The organism is Pseudomonas helleri, from assembly GCF_009600315.1.
GTDB classification, from domain to species: Bacteria; Pseudomonadota; Gammaproteobacteria; order Pseudomonadales; family Pseudomonadaceae; genus Aquipseudomonas; species Aquipseudomonas helleri_A.
On record NZ_WIWC01000049.1, the window covers coordinates 22,067 to 37,928 of the forward strand.

At 59.0% G+C, this 15,862-nt stretch carries 13 protein-coding genes; 7 read left to right on the forward strand and 6 right to left on the reverse strand.

Annotated features, from left to right (window positions below; all coding sequences use genetic code 11):
* Positions 1-113: 113 nt before the first annotated feature.
* From GHN86_RS20815 to pilG, 6 genes are read right to left on the reverse strand one after another with little or no spacing between them, the layout of a single operon-like run.
* Entirely contained in the window at positions 114-578 is a 465-nt protein-coding gene (locus tag GHN86_RS20815; protein ID WP_153380337.1) for a chemotaxis protein CheW, read from the reverse strand.
* The gene (locus tag GHN86_RS20820) at positions 571-6,054 is read right to left on the reverse strand and encodes an Hpt domain-containing protein (RefSeq protein ID WP_153380335.1); all 5,484 of its coding nucleotides are present in this window, start codon (positions 6,052-6,054) and stop codon (positions 571-573) included. Before GHN86_RS20820 ends, GHN86_RS20815 begins: the two co-directional genes overlap by 8 nt.
* A 17-nt stretch (positions 6,055-6,071) precedes the next feature.
* Positions 6,072-8,126, reverse strand: a complete 2,055-nt coding sequence (locus GHN86_RS20825; RefSeq protein WP_153380333.1) for a methyl-accepting chemotaxis protein — start codon at positions 8,124-8,126, stop codon at positions 6,072-6,074.
* 47 nt (positions 8,127-8,173) lie between these two features.
* A complete protein-coding gene (locus tag GHN86_RS20830) occupies positions 8,174-8,713 on the reverse strand; it encodes a chemotaxis protein CheW (RefSeq protein ID WP_153380331.1) in 540 nt (179 codons plus the stop codon).
* A gap of 10 nt (positions 8,714-8,723) precedes the next feature.
* A complete protein-coding gene (gene pilH / locus GHN86_RS20835; RefSeq protein ID WP_153387235.1) occupies positions 8,724-9,095 on the reverse strand; it encodes a twitching motility response regulator PilH in 372 nt (123 codons plus the stop codon).
* Between the two features lie 41 nt (positions 9,096-9,136).
* Positions 9,137-9,544, reverse strand: coding sequence for a twitching motility response regulator PilG (gene pilG, locus GHN86_RS20840; RefSeq protein WP_153380327.1), 408 nt, complete (start codon positions 9,542-9,544; stop codon positions 9,137-9,139).
* A 247-nt stretch (positions 9,545-9,791) separates the two neighbouring features.
* Between pilG and gshB the strand changes: the two genes are divergently transcribed.
* The 7 genes from gshB (at position 9,792) to GHN86_RS20875 (ending at position 15,685) form a co-directional block, all read left to right on the forward strand.
* Entirely contained in the window at positions 9,792-10,745 is a 954-nt protein-coding gene (gene gshB, locus GHN86_RS20845; protein WP_153380325.1) for a glutathione synthase, read from the forward strand.
* Positions 10,746-10,822: 77 nt separating this feature from the next.
* A complete protein-coding gene (locus GHN86_RS20850) occupies positions 10,823-11,722 on the forward strand; it encodes an energy transducer TonB (RefSeq protein ID WP_153380323.1) in 900 nt (299 codons plus the stop codon).
* 63 nt (positions 11,723-11,785) lie between these two features.
* The gene (locus GHN86_RS20855) at positions 11,786-12,358 is read left to right on the forward strand and encodes a YqgE/AlgH family protein (protein WP_153380321.1); all 573 of its coding nucleotides are present in this window, start codon (positions 11,786-11,788) and stop codon (positions 12,356-12,358) included.
* A complete protein-coding gene (gene ruvX, locus GHN86_RS20860) occupies positions 12,358-12,792 on the forward strand; it encodes a Holliday junction resolvase RuvX (RefSeq protein ID WP_153380319.1) in 435 nt (144 codons plus the stop codon). Before GHN86_RS20855 ends, ruvX begins: the two co-directional genes overlap by 1 nt.
* 89 nt (positions 12,793-12,881) lie before the next feature.
* A complete protein-coding gene (gene pyrR, locus GHN86_RS20865; RefSeq protein ID WP_153380317.1) occupies positions 12,882-13,400 on the forward strand; it encodes a bifunctional pyr operon transcriptional regulator/uracil phosphoribosyltransferase PyrR in 519 nt (172 codons plus the stop codon).
* A 12-nt stretch (positions 13,401-13,412) separates the two neighbouring features.
* Positions 13,413-14,417, forward strand: coding sequence for an aspartate carbamoyltransferase catalytic subunit (locus tag GHN86_RS20870; protein ID WP_122785487.1), 1,005 nt, complete (start codon positions 13,413-13,415; stop codon positions 14,415-14,417).
* Positions 14,414-15,685: a dihydroorotase gene (locus tag GHN86_RS20875; protein ID WP_323369422.1), complete on the forward strand. Its 1,272-nt coding sequence runs from the start codon at positions 14,414-14,416 to the stop codon at positions 15,683-15,685. Before GHN86_RS20870 ends, GHN86_RS20875 begins: the two co-directional genes overlap by 4 nt.
* Positions 15,686-15,862 lie beyond the last annotated feature (177 nt).

The following is a 15,862-nucleotide window of genomic DNA, read 5'->3' on the forward strand; positions in this document are numbered from 1 at the left end:
TAACTATATAAGGGTCAGGGCTGCGACATCAAAGGGCAATGCGCCGATGGTCGAGAGGGCGCCAGCTCACAGACTGCGTCCGATTGCGCCCCTGACTTCGTCTTCGGCAACGTCTACGGGAATTTGCTGGATGCTTCGCCCACTACCCACTTCTCCAGCGCCTGCAGGTCAGGAATTTTCGCCACATGATCGCCGACTTGCACAGCGGCCAACTCCAACGTGCTCAGGGGCACATCCACAAAACTCAGCTGGCTGTCCACTTTGTAAGAGCGAGGAATACCCTGCACCACCATGGCGATAAATTTGAAGTCGGGATTGCCGCCCAAGGTGTTGAGGATGACGATGCGCGCCCGCTCACCAATCACCAGCGAGCTGCCGCACGCCACTTCAAAGCTAATCAGTGGCACGGCGTGGTCACGCCAGTTGATCGTGCGCAAATGCCAGGGCGGGGTGTCTCGACTGGGCTCACCGTGCTGCCAGTCGATCAGTTCGGCTATCGCCACATTGGGCAGCAGCAGGTAGCGGTCTGAAAGCGGCAGCAACAAGCCCGTCAGGCTACCTACGCGATGATCAAGCATGAAGTGTGCTCCAGTAGGCGATTCGCTCCAGTAACACGCTCTCCTGGTAAGGTTTGCCCAGGTAGTCGTTGACGCCAATGGCCATAGCGCGGTTCTGGTGCTTTTGCCCTGTGCGCGAGGTAATCATGATGATCGGCAAGTCTTTAAGGCGGGGGTTATTGCGCACTCGGGTGGCCACTTCAAAACCATCCATACGCGGCATTTCGATGTCCAGCAGCATCAGGTCGGGGGTGTGCTCTTCAAGCACGCTCATGGCATCGACGCCATCTTTGGCGGTGATGACATTGATACGGTTGCGCTCCAGCAAGCGGCTCGTCACTTTTCGCACGGTGACGGAGTCGTCCACCACCAGCACCAGTAACGGGCGCTCGGCGGGCATGAACTCCAGCGCACCCGCCACTTCTTGTGGCGCTCCCACAATGGGCTGGCGTGCCTGATGGGCGCGCAGGAAGGCGAGCAGGTCAAGGATCAGCACCACCCGTCCATCGCCCAAAATGGTCGCGCCCGACACACCTTGCACGGCTGTAAATTGCGGCCCGAGGCTTTTCACCACAATTTCCCGTGACCCGGCCAGCGCATCAACGTGCAGGGCCACACGCTGATCCTGGGAGTGCACCAGCAGCACCGGTTGCGCTTCGTTTTCGCCACCCAGTCGAGGCTTGCCTACGGTTTGCAGCAGCTCGCCCAGATAACGCAATTGGTAGGTCTCTCCCCCGTAGTGGTACAGCGGCGGGTTGTGCTGGTAATACCCTTCAAGCTCGTTGGGCATGACCCGCACGATGCGCTCGACGCTGTTTTGCGCGATTGCATACTGCTCATCAGCGCACTGCACCATCAAGGCGCGATTGAGCGAGACACTGAACGGCAGGCGAATCTGAAAATGCACACCCTGCCCCGCCACTGAGTCGATGGTCATGCTGCCACCCAGTTGGCGCACTTCTTCGTGCACCACGTCCATGCCCACACCGCGCCCGGAAATCTGGGTGATTTTTTCAGCCGTGGAAAACCCCGGCTGCATGATGAACTGCAACACTTCGCGGTCAGACATCAGGGTGTCAGGATCAAGCAGGCCACGCAGGATGGCTTTGCGCCGAACCGATTCGAGGGGTATCCCGGCACCGTCGTCATGCATGTCGAACAGCACGTCGCCGCCTTCATAGGACAACTCCAGGGTGATATGCCCCTGCTCAGGTTTGCCACTGGCACGGCGGATGTGACCCGGTTCCAGGCCGTGGTCAACCGCATTGCGCAGCATGTGTTCGAGGGGCGCAACCATGCGCTCCAACACCGTACGGTCAACTTCGGCTTCGGCATTGATGACATTGAACTCAACCTGCTTGCCCAGCTCATTGGCGACTTGTCTCACGATACGCTTGAGGCGCGGCAGTACGCGCTCGAACGGCACCATACGGGTGCCCATTAAGCTTTCTTGAAGCTGGGTGTTCATGCGCGCCTGTTTTTGCAGCAACCCATGGGCGTCCTGAATCCGCGCCGTCAGCGTGGCCTTGAGGTCGAGCAAGTCCGACGCCGACTCGGACAACGCGCGAGACAGTTGTTGCAGCAACGAGTGACGATCCATTTCCAGCGGATCAAATTCGTCGTAAGCCGCGCCGTCCGCTTCGGTGTGCAGGCGACTGTGCAACCGGCCCTGGGTTTCGCTGTCGAGCCGGCGCAGCTGATCTTGCATGCGCTCAAGCGTGGTTTGCATTTCGTTGAGGGCAACATTGCCGTCGTTGACCTGCTGCTCAACGCGCCCGCGAATGGTTGAACTCTCACCCGCCAGATTCAATAGGTCTTCCAGCAACTCAGCCGGAACCTTAACGGTGTCCAGCCCCGTTCGCTCGCCCTCAACCGGCGGGGTTGCCGGTGCAGGTTCCGGCTTGTTGGCCGGGGCCACCGGCCGGGCTTCACGGCTGCTGCGTTCAATGTGGCGAATACGCTCGATCAACGCTTGCGGCGAAGGCACCAGCTGACCGCTGCGCAAGGCGTCGAGCATTTGCGCCAGTTGATCATGGCAACGCTGTAACAACACAAACAGGTCTGTACAGGGCGCGAGAAAACCCAAGGCGATTTCTTCAAAAAGGGTTTCCAGCTCATGGGCAAAATCACCGATGGCCCCCACTTCGACCATGCGTGCACCGCCTTTGAGGGTGTGCAAGTCGCGCAGCAAGTTTTCGACTTCCAGGTGATTCTGCGGGTCGGCTTGCCAGCGCAACAACGCCGCCCCCGAGCTCTCCAGAATGTCCACCGCCTCTTCAAGGAACACCGCCACCATTTCGGGATCAGTGTCGATACTCTGTTCAGCGTCCAGCTGCGCCGTGGCCGCACTCAACTCAGTAATGCCTAACTCGCCATCGCGGCGAATCAGGCCAGTCGCGTCTGGGGCCAGGCCTTCATGCAACAGGTCATGCAAGGTCCGAATCAAGGTTGGCTGCGGCTCGATTTCCTGACCAGCCGCCAATTGATCGAGCATATTGATCAGGGCTTCATGCGCCGTATTGGCCTCATGAAAGAAACGCTCGCTGACCGCAAGGCTGCTTTCTTCAACCGCGCCATATACGTCGAGCAAGGCTTCACACAGCGCATCAATGGGCTGCAAGTCCAGCAAGTGTGCAGACTCAGCCAGGCTGGTCAGTTGGTCCAGCAGCATGTCCAGTCCTTGCCGCTCATGGGGATGATCACGCCAATGCAGCAGCAGGTCTTCGGCGTCGAACAGAATGTCCATGCTCTCGCCCAGAAATTCGGCGATGCGTTGTGGGTCACGCACTGTCACCACGTCGCTCGCCGGCCTGTCGAGCAAGGTCGCCAGACGCCCGGTCATCAAGCGTTCGGCGCGCTCGGCCAGCGCATGCGCGCCGTCAATCTCGGCCAACGGGTCGGTGTCCAGTTGCTGGAGGCCGCGATGAAGCAAACGTGCCGCTTCGCGCAGGCATTCGATTTCACTGCGTTCCAGCGCAAGGTGGTGGGCCTTGTGCTCACGTACCAGATAATCCAGCGCCGTAGCCAGCCGGGCGATAGGCATCACACCCGCCATGGATGCGCTGCCTTTGAGAGTGTGCATGGCCAGTTGTAAATCATCACTGGCGTAAACCGGCACAGGTTGCAGAGTTTGGTCCAAAAAACGCTCAATGCGCTCAAGGTGGGTGTGCGCCTCCTGACGAAAAATATCCAGCAGTTGCGGGTCGATACCGGCATTTTGCTGCTCGATCAGCAGGGGCAGAGGCTCACCTCGAGACAAGCTGTGTGCGCGGGCCGCCAGTCGGTCAATATCCTCGCGTTGCCGTTGGCGTTGCTCGGCAAACTCCTGAATGAGTTCAGGCAGTATCACCAAGGTGTCATCCAGCAGTTGATAGATCCCCGGCCCCGGCGCAACGTTGTGCTCGATCACCCGATTGAGCAGATTTTCCATCGCCCAGGCCAGTTCACCCAATACCAGTGCGCGCACCATGCGCCCACTGCCTTTGAGGGTGTGGAACCCGCGCCGCAGTTCAGCCAGCGCGGCACTGTCCGCCGGGTTGGCGACCCACTGGGGCAAGTGGTCATGCAACGCCACCAGCACGTCATCGGCCTCTTCAAGAAAGACCTCCAGCAACTCTTCTTCGATGGCCGCTTCATCCACGGGCGGTGGCAGCAAACTGTCGGGGATGTGTTGCGCAGGCGGGTTGAGTGCTGACACAGGACGGGCCAACACATCAGCCAAAGTGTGCACCACGTCAGGATCGTCAAGCGCCTGCGGGCCTTGCATGGCCCGTAACTCGATGGGACTCAGGCGATCATTGAGCACGGGAACAAGACGTTCTTGAGGCGCGTAACCGAGTTCTATCAGACTGTTTTCAGCCCGATCGAGCACCTGTTCGCTCGCTGCTCCGGGGTCCTGGGTGATACGTTCCAGATAGTACTCAAGGCTGATCAGCACATCGGCAAGGTGATCCGACTGCTGGGTCGTTAGTGTCTCAATGCCGGGCAGCATGTGCTCGCGCACGTAATCGCCACAGGCTTGAAGCAGCCCCGCCGCACGACTCAGCGGGATCATCGCCAGCGCTCCGCGAATTTGCGTCAGCAACGGCGGGACGGGCTGCAAGATCTGGCTATCGAGGTTCGCTTCGAGGTAATCGGTGATCAAGTCTTTGATTTCTTCGAGGCCCACGCGGGCTTCCTTGATCACTAACTGATGGATCTGCAACAGGTCGGTGGTCGGCAAGCGGCTTTCTTCGCGCTGTGAAGGCTCTACATTGCCAACCATTCCGGTCAGGGTGGCTTCGACGTACAGCAGCGCCGCGGCGACATCCATCAACACCGCATCGGTGGGTTCTCGCTGGCCTTGAGCAACACTCTGCAACACCGCCAGTTGGTCGATGATGACTTTACGTGGCTGCCCGAAACCCAGCACAGCTAACGTGTCGGCGATCTGGCGCAAGGGTGCCATCAAGCTGCTCAGGTCTGCCACATGCTGACGGTCGCTGCGCACAAACAGGTCCAGACGCTCTTTGACCCGTACCAGTTCTTCGCATAACGCCGCGACCACTGAACGCATGGCGTCACGATCCGGCCCTGCCAGACGCGCTCGCTCCTCATCGACCATCGCCGCATCCGGCATGGCGTCGTCCAGCTCATAGCGGTTCTTCAGCGCCAGCATTTTGGTCGTCGGCTTTTCGGCTTTGGCGATGTAAAACAACAAACGGGTGAGCAGCTCTTCAGGCGCGGGCTGGTTCACGCCATCTATGCCTTGCTCCAGCAAGCGCTTAAGCTCTTTGTCGGTGTCTTGAAACAGGCTGCGCAGGGCCGGGCTATTGGGCACCCGCCCACGAAGCATGCCGTCAACCAGCGCCGAAGCTATTTGCCACAAGGCATTCAGCGGCGCGTCATGGCATACATGCTGGAGTTGGGCGAACACACCTGCCATCCGCTCAAGGTTGGCGGGTACGTCGTGTTCGTCCTGCAGGTTGTGCAACGCGGTGTACAAGGTGTGGCGCAATACGCGCAACTGACGCGGCCACTGCGCCGGTAGCAAACGGGCCAATGCGGCCTGATCCAGTTCAGGCAATACGTGCAAGGGCGGGCTGAACAGTTGGGTCTCCGACAGCAGTGTTTCACCGCGAGCTGTGCGTAAATCATTGAGCAATGGCAACACCACCAGCGGCCAGTCGCGACGAGCGCTGTGCACACGCTCCAGATAGACCGGTAATTGACTGAACGCTTGCTGCAACAGTGACAAGGCTTGGTCGAGCTGGCGGACATGGCCCGCCTGCATGGCGACCACTAACTGTTCCATCTCTTCGGCCAGCAGCGCCGCACCGTAGAACTCGACCATCAGCAAGCTGCCATGCACCTGATGGATGCACTCCAGACACTGCGCCAACAGGTCGTCGCCAGGCTGCTGGGCATAACGGTCCAGCAACGCGCGTGCCTGCTTCAAGGTGTCGCAAATTTCGCCTTTAACCCATTCCAGGGCCACGTAATCGTGCCGGTCAACCATAACGACTCCAGTCAGAATTACTGTGGCTCACGGGGCGGGGTGGACGGCAAGGTGAAGCCCGACACCGAGCGCCGCAATTGGCGGGCCATTTTGGCTAAATTGCCAATGCTGTCAGCGGTGGCGGTAGACCCGGACGAGGTCTGGTTAGTGATTTGCTGAATCACGTTCATGGTCAGGGAGATCTGCGCCGCCGAACGGGTTTGCTCTTGGGCGGCGTTGGAGATCCTTTGAATCAAGTCAGCGAGGTTCTGCGAAACGCCTTCGATCTCCTCCAGGGCAACACCGGCGTCATGGGCCAGACGGGCGCCGCGTACCACTTCGGTGGTGGTTTGCTCCATGGAAATGACCGCCTCGTTGGTGTCCGCTTGAATCGCCCTGACCAGGGTTTCAATTTGTCGGGTGGCCGCTGACGAACGCTCGGCCAAACGTTGCACTTCGTCAGCCACCACAGCAAATCCGCGCCCGGCGTCACCCGCCATGGAAGCCTGAATCGCCGCGTTAAGCGCCAAAATATTAGTCTGGTCGGCAATGTCGTCAATCAAGCTGACGATGTCTCCAATTTCCTGCGATGACTCTCCCAAGCGCTTGATGCGCTTGGCGGTGTCCTGAATCTGTTCACGAATGTTGTCCATGCCGTGAATAGTGTTGTGCACCACTTCATTGCCTTTATTGGCAATGGCCACGGAGCGCTCAGCCACCGCCGACGACTCGGAGGCGTTGGCCGACACTTGATCAATGGACTGGGCCATCTGTTGAACCGCCCCGGAGGCCTCGGCGATTTGCTGGGCCTGATGTTCCGAGGCTTCGGCCAATTGCATCGCGGTGGCCTGGGTTTCCTGCACCGCTCCCGCCACTTGGCCAGCGGTCAAGTTGATGGTCGCTACCAGCTCACGCAGTTGATCAATGGAATAGTTGATCGAGTCGGCAATGGTGCCGGTGAAATCTTCCGTGACCGACGCGGTGACGGTCAGATCACCGTCGGCCAAGTCCTCGATCTCATCCAGCAAGCGCATGATCGCGTTTTGGTTACGCTCGTTTTTCTCGGCGGTTTCACGTAATTGCCGATTGGTCTCGCGCACCATCACCAGCCCGATGAGGATGATCGACGCCAGCGCCAGCAGCCCCAGAACGTAGCCTCCAATAATGTCCAGATAGCGACTGTTGGCCAGATTTTCAAATCCATTGGCCAGTACTGATGCTTCATCGAGCAGGGTTTGCGACAGGCTGAAGATCTGGTCGGCGGCGGCGCGCACATGGGACAGCTGCGGCGACGTTTCCAGAATCTCGTCCACCGAACCTGAGACAAACTGGAACAGCTCCGCAATTTCCAGCAGGCGGGCGCGGGCATCCTTCTCTTCAACTTCGGAAATGCGCAGCCCCTCATTGCCCTCCAGCATGCCGTTCAGCACCTGGCCAAAACGGTTGGCGTCCCGGCCAAAGGTCCCGGCGGCCTGCGCCGCGTTCTCGTCGCCCGCCAGTACGGTATTCACGGCCCCCAGAATTCGCTCGGCCAACAAGGTTTGACGCTGCGCCAGCGCCACCTGTCCGGCAGGCGCACCCCGCTGCAAAAGGATTTCTACGACCTTTTCATACTCGACCTGCAACTGCGGGATGGTCTCAGCCAATGTGGCAGCCACCTGATGCAGGGACAGCACGGTTTGTTCGCTGGCAAGAATTGCGTTGGTGTTGTCGAGCAATTGTTCCCAGTCACGCTGAACCGCCTGCATTTCCTTGTGCACGGCTGGCGGCGCCGGGGGCAGGCCGGTGGCCGGGTCGCCATTTTTCAGGTAGCCCCAGCGCTGGCTGAAATCGTTGCGGGCATCGCTCAGTAATCTGAAGGCAGCCGCTTTGCCCGCGGCGGCTTCAGTCGCATTTTTGGCAATGCGCTGCGACAGCACACGTAATTCACCGGCGTGACTGATGTACTGCTTGTCGTAATTGGACTGGGTATTGAGATAAGCAAAGTTGGCAAACAACAGCATGATAAACACGATCAGGGCAACAAATAGCACCATGATCTGCGCACGACTGCGTGAGCCTTCCATGGATTTGACGCTACGGGTGGTGGTCATCGATCAAGCCCCGAGGGTTAAAACAGAAGGTAAAGCGGGTCGGCCACTCACACGGCCACCGCCCAAAACTGGGGGGCCTGCGCCAAGGCAAACGGGCTGAACACCCACCACGTGGTCTCGCCGGTAAAATGCCCTTTTACATAGGGTGCAAGCAGTGCAGGAGGCAACACCTGCGCATTGGCATCCGGATCGGCCTGGGCAAAATGCTGCATGCCCAGCACCTCATCCACCTGCAAGCCGACAAACACATCTTTGTATTCCAGCACCAGCACGCGACGCTGCTTATGGACAAGTGAAGAATCAATGGCGAAAAAGCCGCACAAGTCCATGATCGGCAGTAATTGCCCGCGCAAATTGGCGACTCCACGCACCCAGGGTTTGACCCCCGGTAGCGCGGTGAAACGCGGTTCATGAAGGATTTCGGCAATTTCAGCGATGGGCGCCACACACGTATGCTCGCCGATGCGAAAACCGATGCCGCTCCAACTATTGTCTTGTGCCTGGGCAGGCACCAGACCCGCGGCCAGTGAGCGGCAGCGCTGGTCGATCTCAAGCAGCAGCTCGTAGGCGGTCAGTGAACCGGGCATAAAGACGCAATCACTCGGTCAGGGATAAAACGCGGTTGACCTCAATGACCAAGGCCTCTTCTTCAACCGGTTTGGTCAAATAGCCCTTCGCGCCTTGGCGGGTGCCCCACATCTTGTCAGTTTCCTGATCTTTGGTGGTCACCATGATGACCGGAATGTTTTGCGTAATGGGGTCCTTGGTTAACTGGCGCGTGGCCTGAAAACCGTTAAGCCCCGGCATCACGATGTCCATCAACACGGCATCCGGTTTTTCCTGTCGTGCCAACGCGACGCCATCGGCACCGTGTTCAGCCTTGAGCACGACATGACCGTGCTTTTCCAGCATGGCGGTCAATTTGTACATTTCAGTCGGCGAATCATCGACGATCAGAATGCGAGCCATGGTGTTCCCCATTTATCAGGTGAGCGGCCAACGGCCGAGGGTCAGTGCGTGCCTGGAGCGATGTTGAAACCGGGTACATGGGCCTTGATGGCACTCAACAGTTCATCCCGGCTGAAAGGCTTGGTCAAAAATTGATCAGAGCCCACTATTCGTCCCTTGGCTTTATCAAACAGCCCGTCTTTGGACGACAGCATAATGACCGGCGTCAAGTTGAACGCCCGGTTGTTTTTGATCAACGCGCAGGTCTGATAACCGTCCAGACGCGGCATCATGATGTCGACAAAAATGATATGTGGATGATGGTCGAAAATCTTGGCCAGCGCATCGAAACCGTCTATGGCCGTAATGACCTCGCAACCGACATTTTTCAGCAGCGTTTCAGCCGTGCGGCGGATGGTTTTCGAGTCGTCAATCACCATCACCTTCAAGATGCTGGAATGTTTTTCCATATGTGCTCTACCATCGCCACAGCGACCCGATTTGTTACAACTGTTCGGCTTAAAACCCCAACTCCTTGATGGACAAGGGCTGTAAGCACTGTGCGAGCCTTTTTAGCACAGTCTCTACCGGCAATCCATGAACGCGGCCCGACCCGGCTGGAGCAGGCGTTTTTTTCTTGACCGAGCCCGCGCTCAGCGCCACTCTGGCGCCACTTTTCAAAGCCTTTGCGCCCACTATTTACTTGAGGAAATTGCCATGAGCGTTCGAGTCGGGATTGTCATGGACCCCATTGCGGGCATCTCCTATAAGAAGGACAGCTCGCTGGCCATGTTACTGGCCGCACAGGATCGCGGCTGGACGTTGTTCTATATGGAGCAGCAAGACCTCTACCTGAACGAAGGTAAGGCCCGTGCGCGGATGAAGCCGCTCAACGTGTTCGCCAACCCGGAAAAATGGTTTGAGCTGGGCACCGAAACCGACACCGCCCTGAGCGATCTGGACGTGATCCTGATGCGCAAGGACCCGCCCTTCGACATGGAGTTCGTGTACTCCACCTATTTGCTCGAACAGGCTGAGCGTGACGGCGTGCTGATCGTCAACAAGCCGCAGAGCCTGCGTGACTGCAACGAAAAACTCTTCGCCACCCAATTCACCCAGTGCACACCGCCGACGGTGGTCAGCCGCCGCGCCGATGTCTTGCGTGAATTCGCCGCCTTGCACGGCGACGTGATCCTCAAGCCGTTGGACGGCATGGGCGGCACTTCGATTTTCCGCCACCGGGTCGGCGACCCGAACCTGTCGGTAATCCTTGAAACCCTGACGGCCAACGGCACGCAGCAAATCATGGCGCAGGGCTATTTGCCCGCGATCAAGGACGGCGACAAGCGCATCCTGATGATCGACGGCGAACCGGTGGATTACTGCCTGGCGCGCATTCCGGCGCAGGGTGAAACCCGTGGCAACCTGGCCGCTGGCGGCCGTGGAGAAGCCCGGCCATTGAGCGAAAAAGACCGCTGGATCGCCGCACAAGTTGGCCCGACCCTGCGTGAAAAAGGGCTCTTGTTTGTCGGCTTGGACGTGATCGGTGAACACCTTACCGAAATTAACGTTACCAGCCCGACGTGTATCCGTGAGATCGATAACGCTTTTGGCACCAACATCGGCGCCCTGCTGATGGATGCGATTGAGCGCAAACTCGCTGCACGCTGATCTGCACACCTAAGAACACGACCAACATTGCGCTATCATGCGCAACCCGTGAACAACGCGATGTTGGTCTTTCTGTTATGACACTCCCCAGCGACCTGCCCCCTGAACTGAGCCATAGCGGCGTGCGCGCAGCTGACCGGCTGGGATTTACCCTGTTCGTCGCTGCGCTGATTCACATCGCCGTGATTCTGGGGGTGGGCTTCAGCATGAGCGAGCCTAAACAGATCAGCAAAACCCTGGAAATCACCCTCTCCACCTTCAAAAGCGATAAAGCCCCGGAAAAAGCTGATTTTCTGGCACAGGACAATCAGCAAGGCAGCGGCACTCTGGACAAGAAAGCGGTGCCCAAAACCACCGAAATTGCGCCGTTCCAGGACAACGCAGTGAAAAAGGTTACGCCGCCTCCGGCAGCCAAGCCCGAGCAACCCCAAGCCGCGCCCAAGCCGTCGGTGACCACCGTGGCCCCCCAGCCAAAAAAAGCCGTCAGCGAACCGCACAAGGTCAAAACCGAAGCGGCGCCCAAAGCCAACATTCCCACGTTTGACAGCTCACAGCTGTCCAGCGAGATTTCCAGCCTCGAAGCCGAACTGGCCAATGACCAGCAGCTGTATGCCAAGCGTCCCAAGATTTACCGCATGAGTGCGGCATCGACCATGCGCGACAAAGGCGCCTGGTACAAAGAGGACTGGCGCAAGAAAATCGAACGTATCGGCAACCTCAACTACCCCGAACAAGCGCGCCGCGAGAAAATCTACGGCACGCTGCGGTTGTTGGTCTCGATCAATCGTGACGGCTCGCTGCATGAAGTGCTGGTGCTTGAGTCTTCCGGGCAACCGTTGCTGGATCAAGCCGCACAACGCATCGTCAGGCTGGCGGCCCCATTTGCGCCGTTCACCGGCGACCTGGCAGACATTGATCGACTGGAGATCATCCGTACCTGGAAGTTTACCCAGGGCGACCGGTTGTCGAGTAATTAGCAGACAAGGCTTTTATCATCCGCCAACTTGTCAGTTTACGTTGCCAGCGCCACACTAAGGCTCATGAAAAACCACGCCCCGACTTACCTCAAGCATCAATTTCTGATCGCCATGCCGCACATGGCTGACCCGAACTTTGCCCAGACCTTGACTTACATCGTCGAGCACACGGCCAATGGGGCCATGGGGCTGGTGATCAACCGCCCTTCTGACCTCACCCTGGCCGATATTCTGGAGCAACTGCGCCCGGACAAAACGCCTTCGCCCTTGTGCCAGCATGTGCCGATCTACGTCGGCGGGCCGGTGATGGTTGACCGTGGCTTTGTGCTGCATCCTGCCGGCCACACATTCGATGCAACCGTCGAACTGGAAGACGGGCTGGCGCTCAGCACTTCGGCCGATGTGCTGTCCAGCATTGCCGACGGCCACGGCCCGCAACGCAGCATTATCTGTCTGGGCTATGCCGGGTGGGACTCCGGTCAGCTCGAAGCCGAACTGGCCGACAACGCGTGGCTGACCTGCCCATACTCCGCACATATCCTGTTTGAAACACCCTGCGAGCTGCGCCTTGACGCTGCCGCCAAACACCTCGGAGTCGATCTCAATTTGTTAACCCGTCAAGCAGGCCATTCCTGATGGCCGCACTCCGTTTATTGCTGGGTTTTGACTACGGCACACGCTCCATTGGCGTTGCTGTTGGCCAGATGATCACCGGGCAGGCACGCGAGTTGTGCAACCTGAAAGCCGAAAATGGCATTCCCAAATGGGAAGAGATCGAAAAGCTGATCAAGGAATGGCAACCCGACGCGCTGGTGGTCGGTATGCCCTTGAACATGGACGGCACCCCGAGCGACTTCTGTGCCCGTGCGCAAAAGTTCGCCAACCGCCTCAATGGCCGTTTCAATTTGCCCGTGTTCACCCACGACGAACGCCTGACCACCTTCGAGGCCAAAGGCGAGCGCCGGGCCCAGGGCGGCCAGCGGGGCAGTTACCGCGACAACCCCGTCGATGCCATTGCCGCCAAGCTGGTGCTGCAAGGCTGGCTCGACGAGAACCCCGCTGAATCTTGAGTCTGATACTGCGTTAGTCACTATGACGCGGTCCATTGTTTGCGCCCGCCGCGGCCCGTTTTGCCGCGCGCTGCTTTTAAGGAGCCACCATGATCCTGCCTGTCCCGACTGAACTGATCACTCAGATGGCGCTTGATCTCAAAGCCCATCTGGCCCGTCGCAACATCACTGAACCGCGCTTTATCGGCATTCGCACCGGCGGTATCTGGGTGGCTCAAGCGCTGCTGCGCGCCCTGAACAGCGATGCGCCGCTGGGTACGCTGGATGTGTCGTTTTACCGCGACGACTTCAGCCAGAACGGCCTGCACCCGCAAGTGCGTCCCTCGGAGCTGCCGTTCGAAATCGACGGCCAGCATCTGGTGTTGATTGATGACGTACTGATGAGCGGACGCACCATTCGCGCCGCGCTCAACGAATTATTCGACTATGGTCGTCCGGCCAGCGTAACGCTCGTCAGCCTGCTCGATCTGGACGCTGCGGAGTTGCCGATACGCCCGGACGTCGTGGGTGCCACCTTGCCACTCAAACCGAACGAGCGGATCAAATTGTCCGGCCCCGCGCCGCTGACTCTGGAACTGCAAGATTCATCCGTAAACCCTGCCCAATAAGAGACCATTGCGATGACGCCTACAGACGCCAAGCGCCCGCTGCAGCTCAATGATCAGGGCCAGTTGCGCCACTTCCTGTCGCTCGACGGCCTGTCCCGCGAACTGCTGACGGAAATTCTCGACACCGCTGACTCGTTCCTCGAAGTCGGCGCCCGAGCCGTGAAAAAAGTCCCTTTGTTACGCGGCAAGACCGTGTGCAATGTGTTCTTCGAAAACTCTACCCGCACCCGCACGACCTTTGAGATGGCGGCTCAGCGGTTGTCCGCTGACGTGATCACACTCAACGTGTCCACGTCGTCGGCGAGCAAGGGTGAAACTTTGCTCGACACCCTGCGCAACCTTGAAGCGATGGCGGCCGACATGTTCGTGGTACGCCACGGCGACTCCGGCGCCGCGCACTTCATTGCCGAACACGTGTGCCCGCAAGTAGCGATCATCAACGGCGGCGACGGACGTCATGCGCACCCGACCCAGGGCATGCTCGACATGCTGACCATTCGTCGTCACAAGGGTGGCTTTGAAAACCTGTCGGTCGCCATCGTCGGCGACATTCTCCACTCGCGTGTGGCGCGCTCGAACATGATTGCGCTCAAGACTTTGGGCTGTAAGGACATTCGCGTCATCGCACCGAAAACCTTGCTGCCCATCGGCATCGAACAATACGGCGTGAAGGTGTACACCGACATGACCGAAGGCCTGAAAGACGTCGACGTGGTCATCATGCTGCGCCTGCAACGCGAGCGCATGTCCGGTGGCCTGCTGCCGAGCGAAGGCGAGTTCTATCGCCTGTTTGGTCTGACCACCGCACGGCTGGCCGGCGCCAAACCAGACTGCATCGTGATGCACCCCGGCCCAATCAACCGGGGCGTGGAAATCGAATCCGCAGTGGCCGACGGCCCGCATTCGGTCATCCTCAATCAAGTGACCTACGGTATCGCCGTGCGCATGGCGGTGTTGTCCATGACCATGAGCGGGCAAACGGCCCAGCGCCAATTCGAACAGGAGAAAGCCCAGTGAAGCTCAGCATTCTCGGCGCCCGCGTCATTGATCCAAGCAGCCAACTGGATCAAGTGACTGACCTGCATCTGGAAGCGGGAAAAATTGTGGCGATTGGTGCTGCACCCGCCGGTTTCAGCCCAACCCGAACCATCGATGCCAAAGGCCTGGTGGCTGCACCGGGGCTGGTCGATCTGAACGTCGCTTTGCGCGAGCCGGGTTACAGCCGCAAAGGCACCATCGCCAGCGAAACCCGCGCTGCGGCGGCTGGCGGCGTGACCAGCCTGTGCTGCCCCCCTCACACCAAACCGGTGCTGGACACCTCTGCCGTGGCCGAGCTGATCCTTGACCGCGCCCGTGAGGCTGGTAACTGCAAAGTGTTCCCCATTGGTGCACTGAGCAAAGGACTGGAAGGCGAGCAACTGGCCGAACTGATTGCCCTGCGCGATGCTGGTTGTGTTGCGTTTGGCAACGGCCTGAACAGCTTCACCAATGCACGCACCCTATGCAGGGCATTGGAATACGCGGCCACCTTTGATCTGACCGTGATTTTCCATTCACAGGATCGTGACCTGGCCGAGGGCGGTATCGCCCATGATGGCCCGATGGCAGCCTTCCGTGGCTTGCCGGGCATCCCGGAGACGGCTGAAACCGTGGCTTTGGCGCGTGATTTGCTGCTGGTAGAGCAAAGCGGCGTGCGTGCGCACTTCAGTCAACTGACCAGCGCGCGCGGTGTAGCCCTGATTGCTCAGGCTCAGGCGCGGGGTTTGAAAGTCACGGCTGACGTGGCGTTGTATCAATTAATTTTGACGGATGAAGCGCTGGTGGATTTTTCCAGCGTGTATCACGTACAACCGCCGCTGCGCACCCGCGCAGACCGCGACGGTTTACGAGAGGCGGTGAAATCGGGGGTGGTATCAGCCATCTCCAGCCACCATCAGCCACACGAGCGTGATGCCAAACTGGCGCCATTCGGTGCAACCGAGCCGGGAATGAGCGGCGTCGAGTTGCTGCTGCCATTGGCAATGACCTTGGTGGAAGACGGCTTGCTCGATTTGCCGACCTTGCTGGCGCGACTGAGTGCTGGCCCGGCTGATGCGTTGCGTTTACCTGCGGGTCGGTTGAGCACAGGTTCACCCGCGGATCTGGTGGTGTTTGACCCAGCTGCCTCGACCGTGGCGGGCGAAAAATGGTTGTCCAAGGGTGATAACTGCCCGTTCCTGGGCCATTGCCTGCCGAGCGCCGTGCGTTACACCTTGGTAGACGGCCGGATCAGCTACGAAGGCTAAGAGCACCCTCACCCCAACCCTCTCCCAGAGGGAGAGGGAGAGGGAGCTTGATTTGTGGCGTTGTGAAGACTTGCTTTTGCTATTAGTCCCCTCTCCCTCCGGGAGTGTATGGACCGGGGACATCGCGAACACTTTGTTCGGAGACATAGCGAACAGTTAGCGAAGCGATTTCCCTGA

Coding starts and splice junctions, on each gene's coding strand:
- GHN86_RS20815 (WP_153380337.1), bottom strand. CDS start 578: ATGCTTGATCATCGCGTAGGTAGCCTGACGGGCTTGTTGCTGCCGCTT.
- GHN86_RS20820 (WP_153380335.1), bottom strand. CDS start 6,054: ATGGTTGACCGGCACGATTACGTGGCCCTGGAATGGGTTAAAGGCGAA.
- GHN86_RS20825 (WP_153380333.1), bottom strand. CDS start 8,126: ATGACCACCACCCGTAGCGTCAAATCCATGGAAGGCTCACGCAGTCGT.
- GHN86_RS20830 (WP_153380331.1), bottom strand. CDS start 8,713: ATGCCCGGTTCACTGACCGCCTACGAGCTGCTGCTTGAGATCGACCAG.
- pilH (WP_153387235.1), bottom strand. CDS start 9,095: ATGGCTCGCATTCTGATCGTCGATGATTCGCCGACTGAAATGTACAAA.
- pilG (WP_153380327.1), bottom strand. CDS start 9,544: ATGGAAAAACATTCCAGCATCTTGAAGGTGATGGTGATTGACGACTCG.
- gshB (WP_153380325.1), top strand. CDS start 9,792: ATGAGCGTTCGAGTCGGGATTGTCATGGACCCCATTGCGGGCATCTCC.
- GHN86_RS20850 (WP_153380323.1), top strand. CDS start 10,823: ATGACACTCCCCAGCGACCTGCCCCCTGAACTGAGCCATAGCGGCGTG.
- GHN86_RS20855 (WP_153380321.1), top strand. CDS start 11,786: ATGAAAAACCACGCCCCGACTTACCTCAAGCATCAATTTCTGATCGCC.
- ruvX (WP_153380319.1), top strand. CDS start 12,358: ATGGCCGCACTCCGTTTATTGCTGGGTTTTGACTACGGCACACGCTCC.
- pyrR (WP_153380317.1), top strand. CDS start 12,882: ATGATCCTGCCTGTCCCGACTGAACTGATCACTCAGATGGCGCTTGAT.
- GHN86_RS20870 (WP_122785487.1), top strand. CDS start 13,413: ATGACGCCTACAGACGCCAAGCGCCCGCTGCAGCTCAATGATCAGGGC.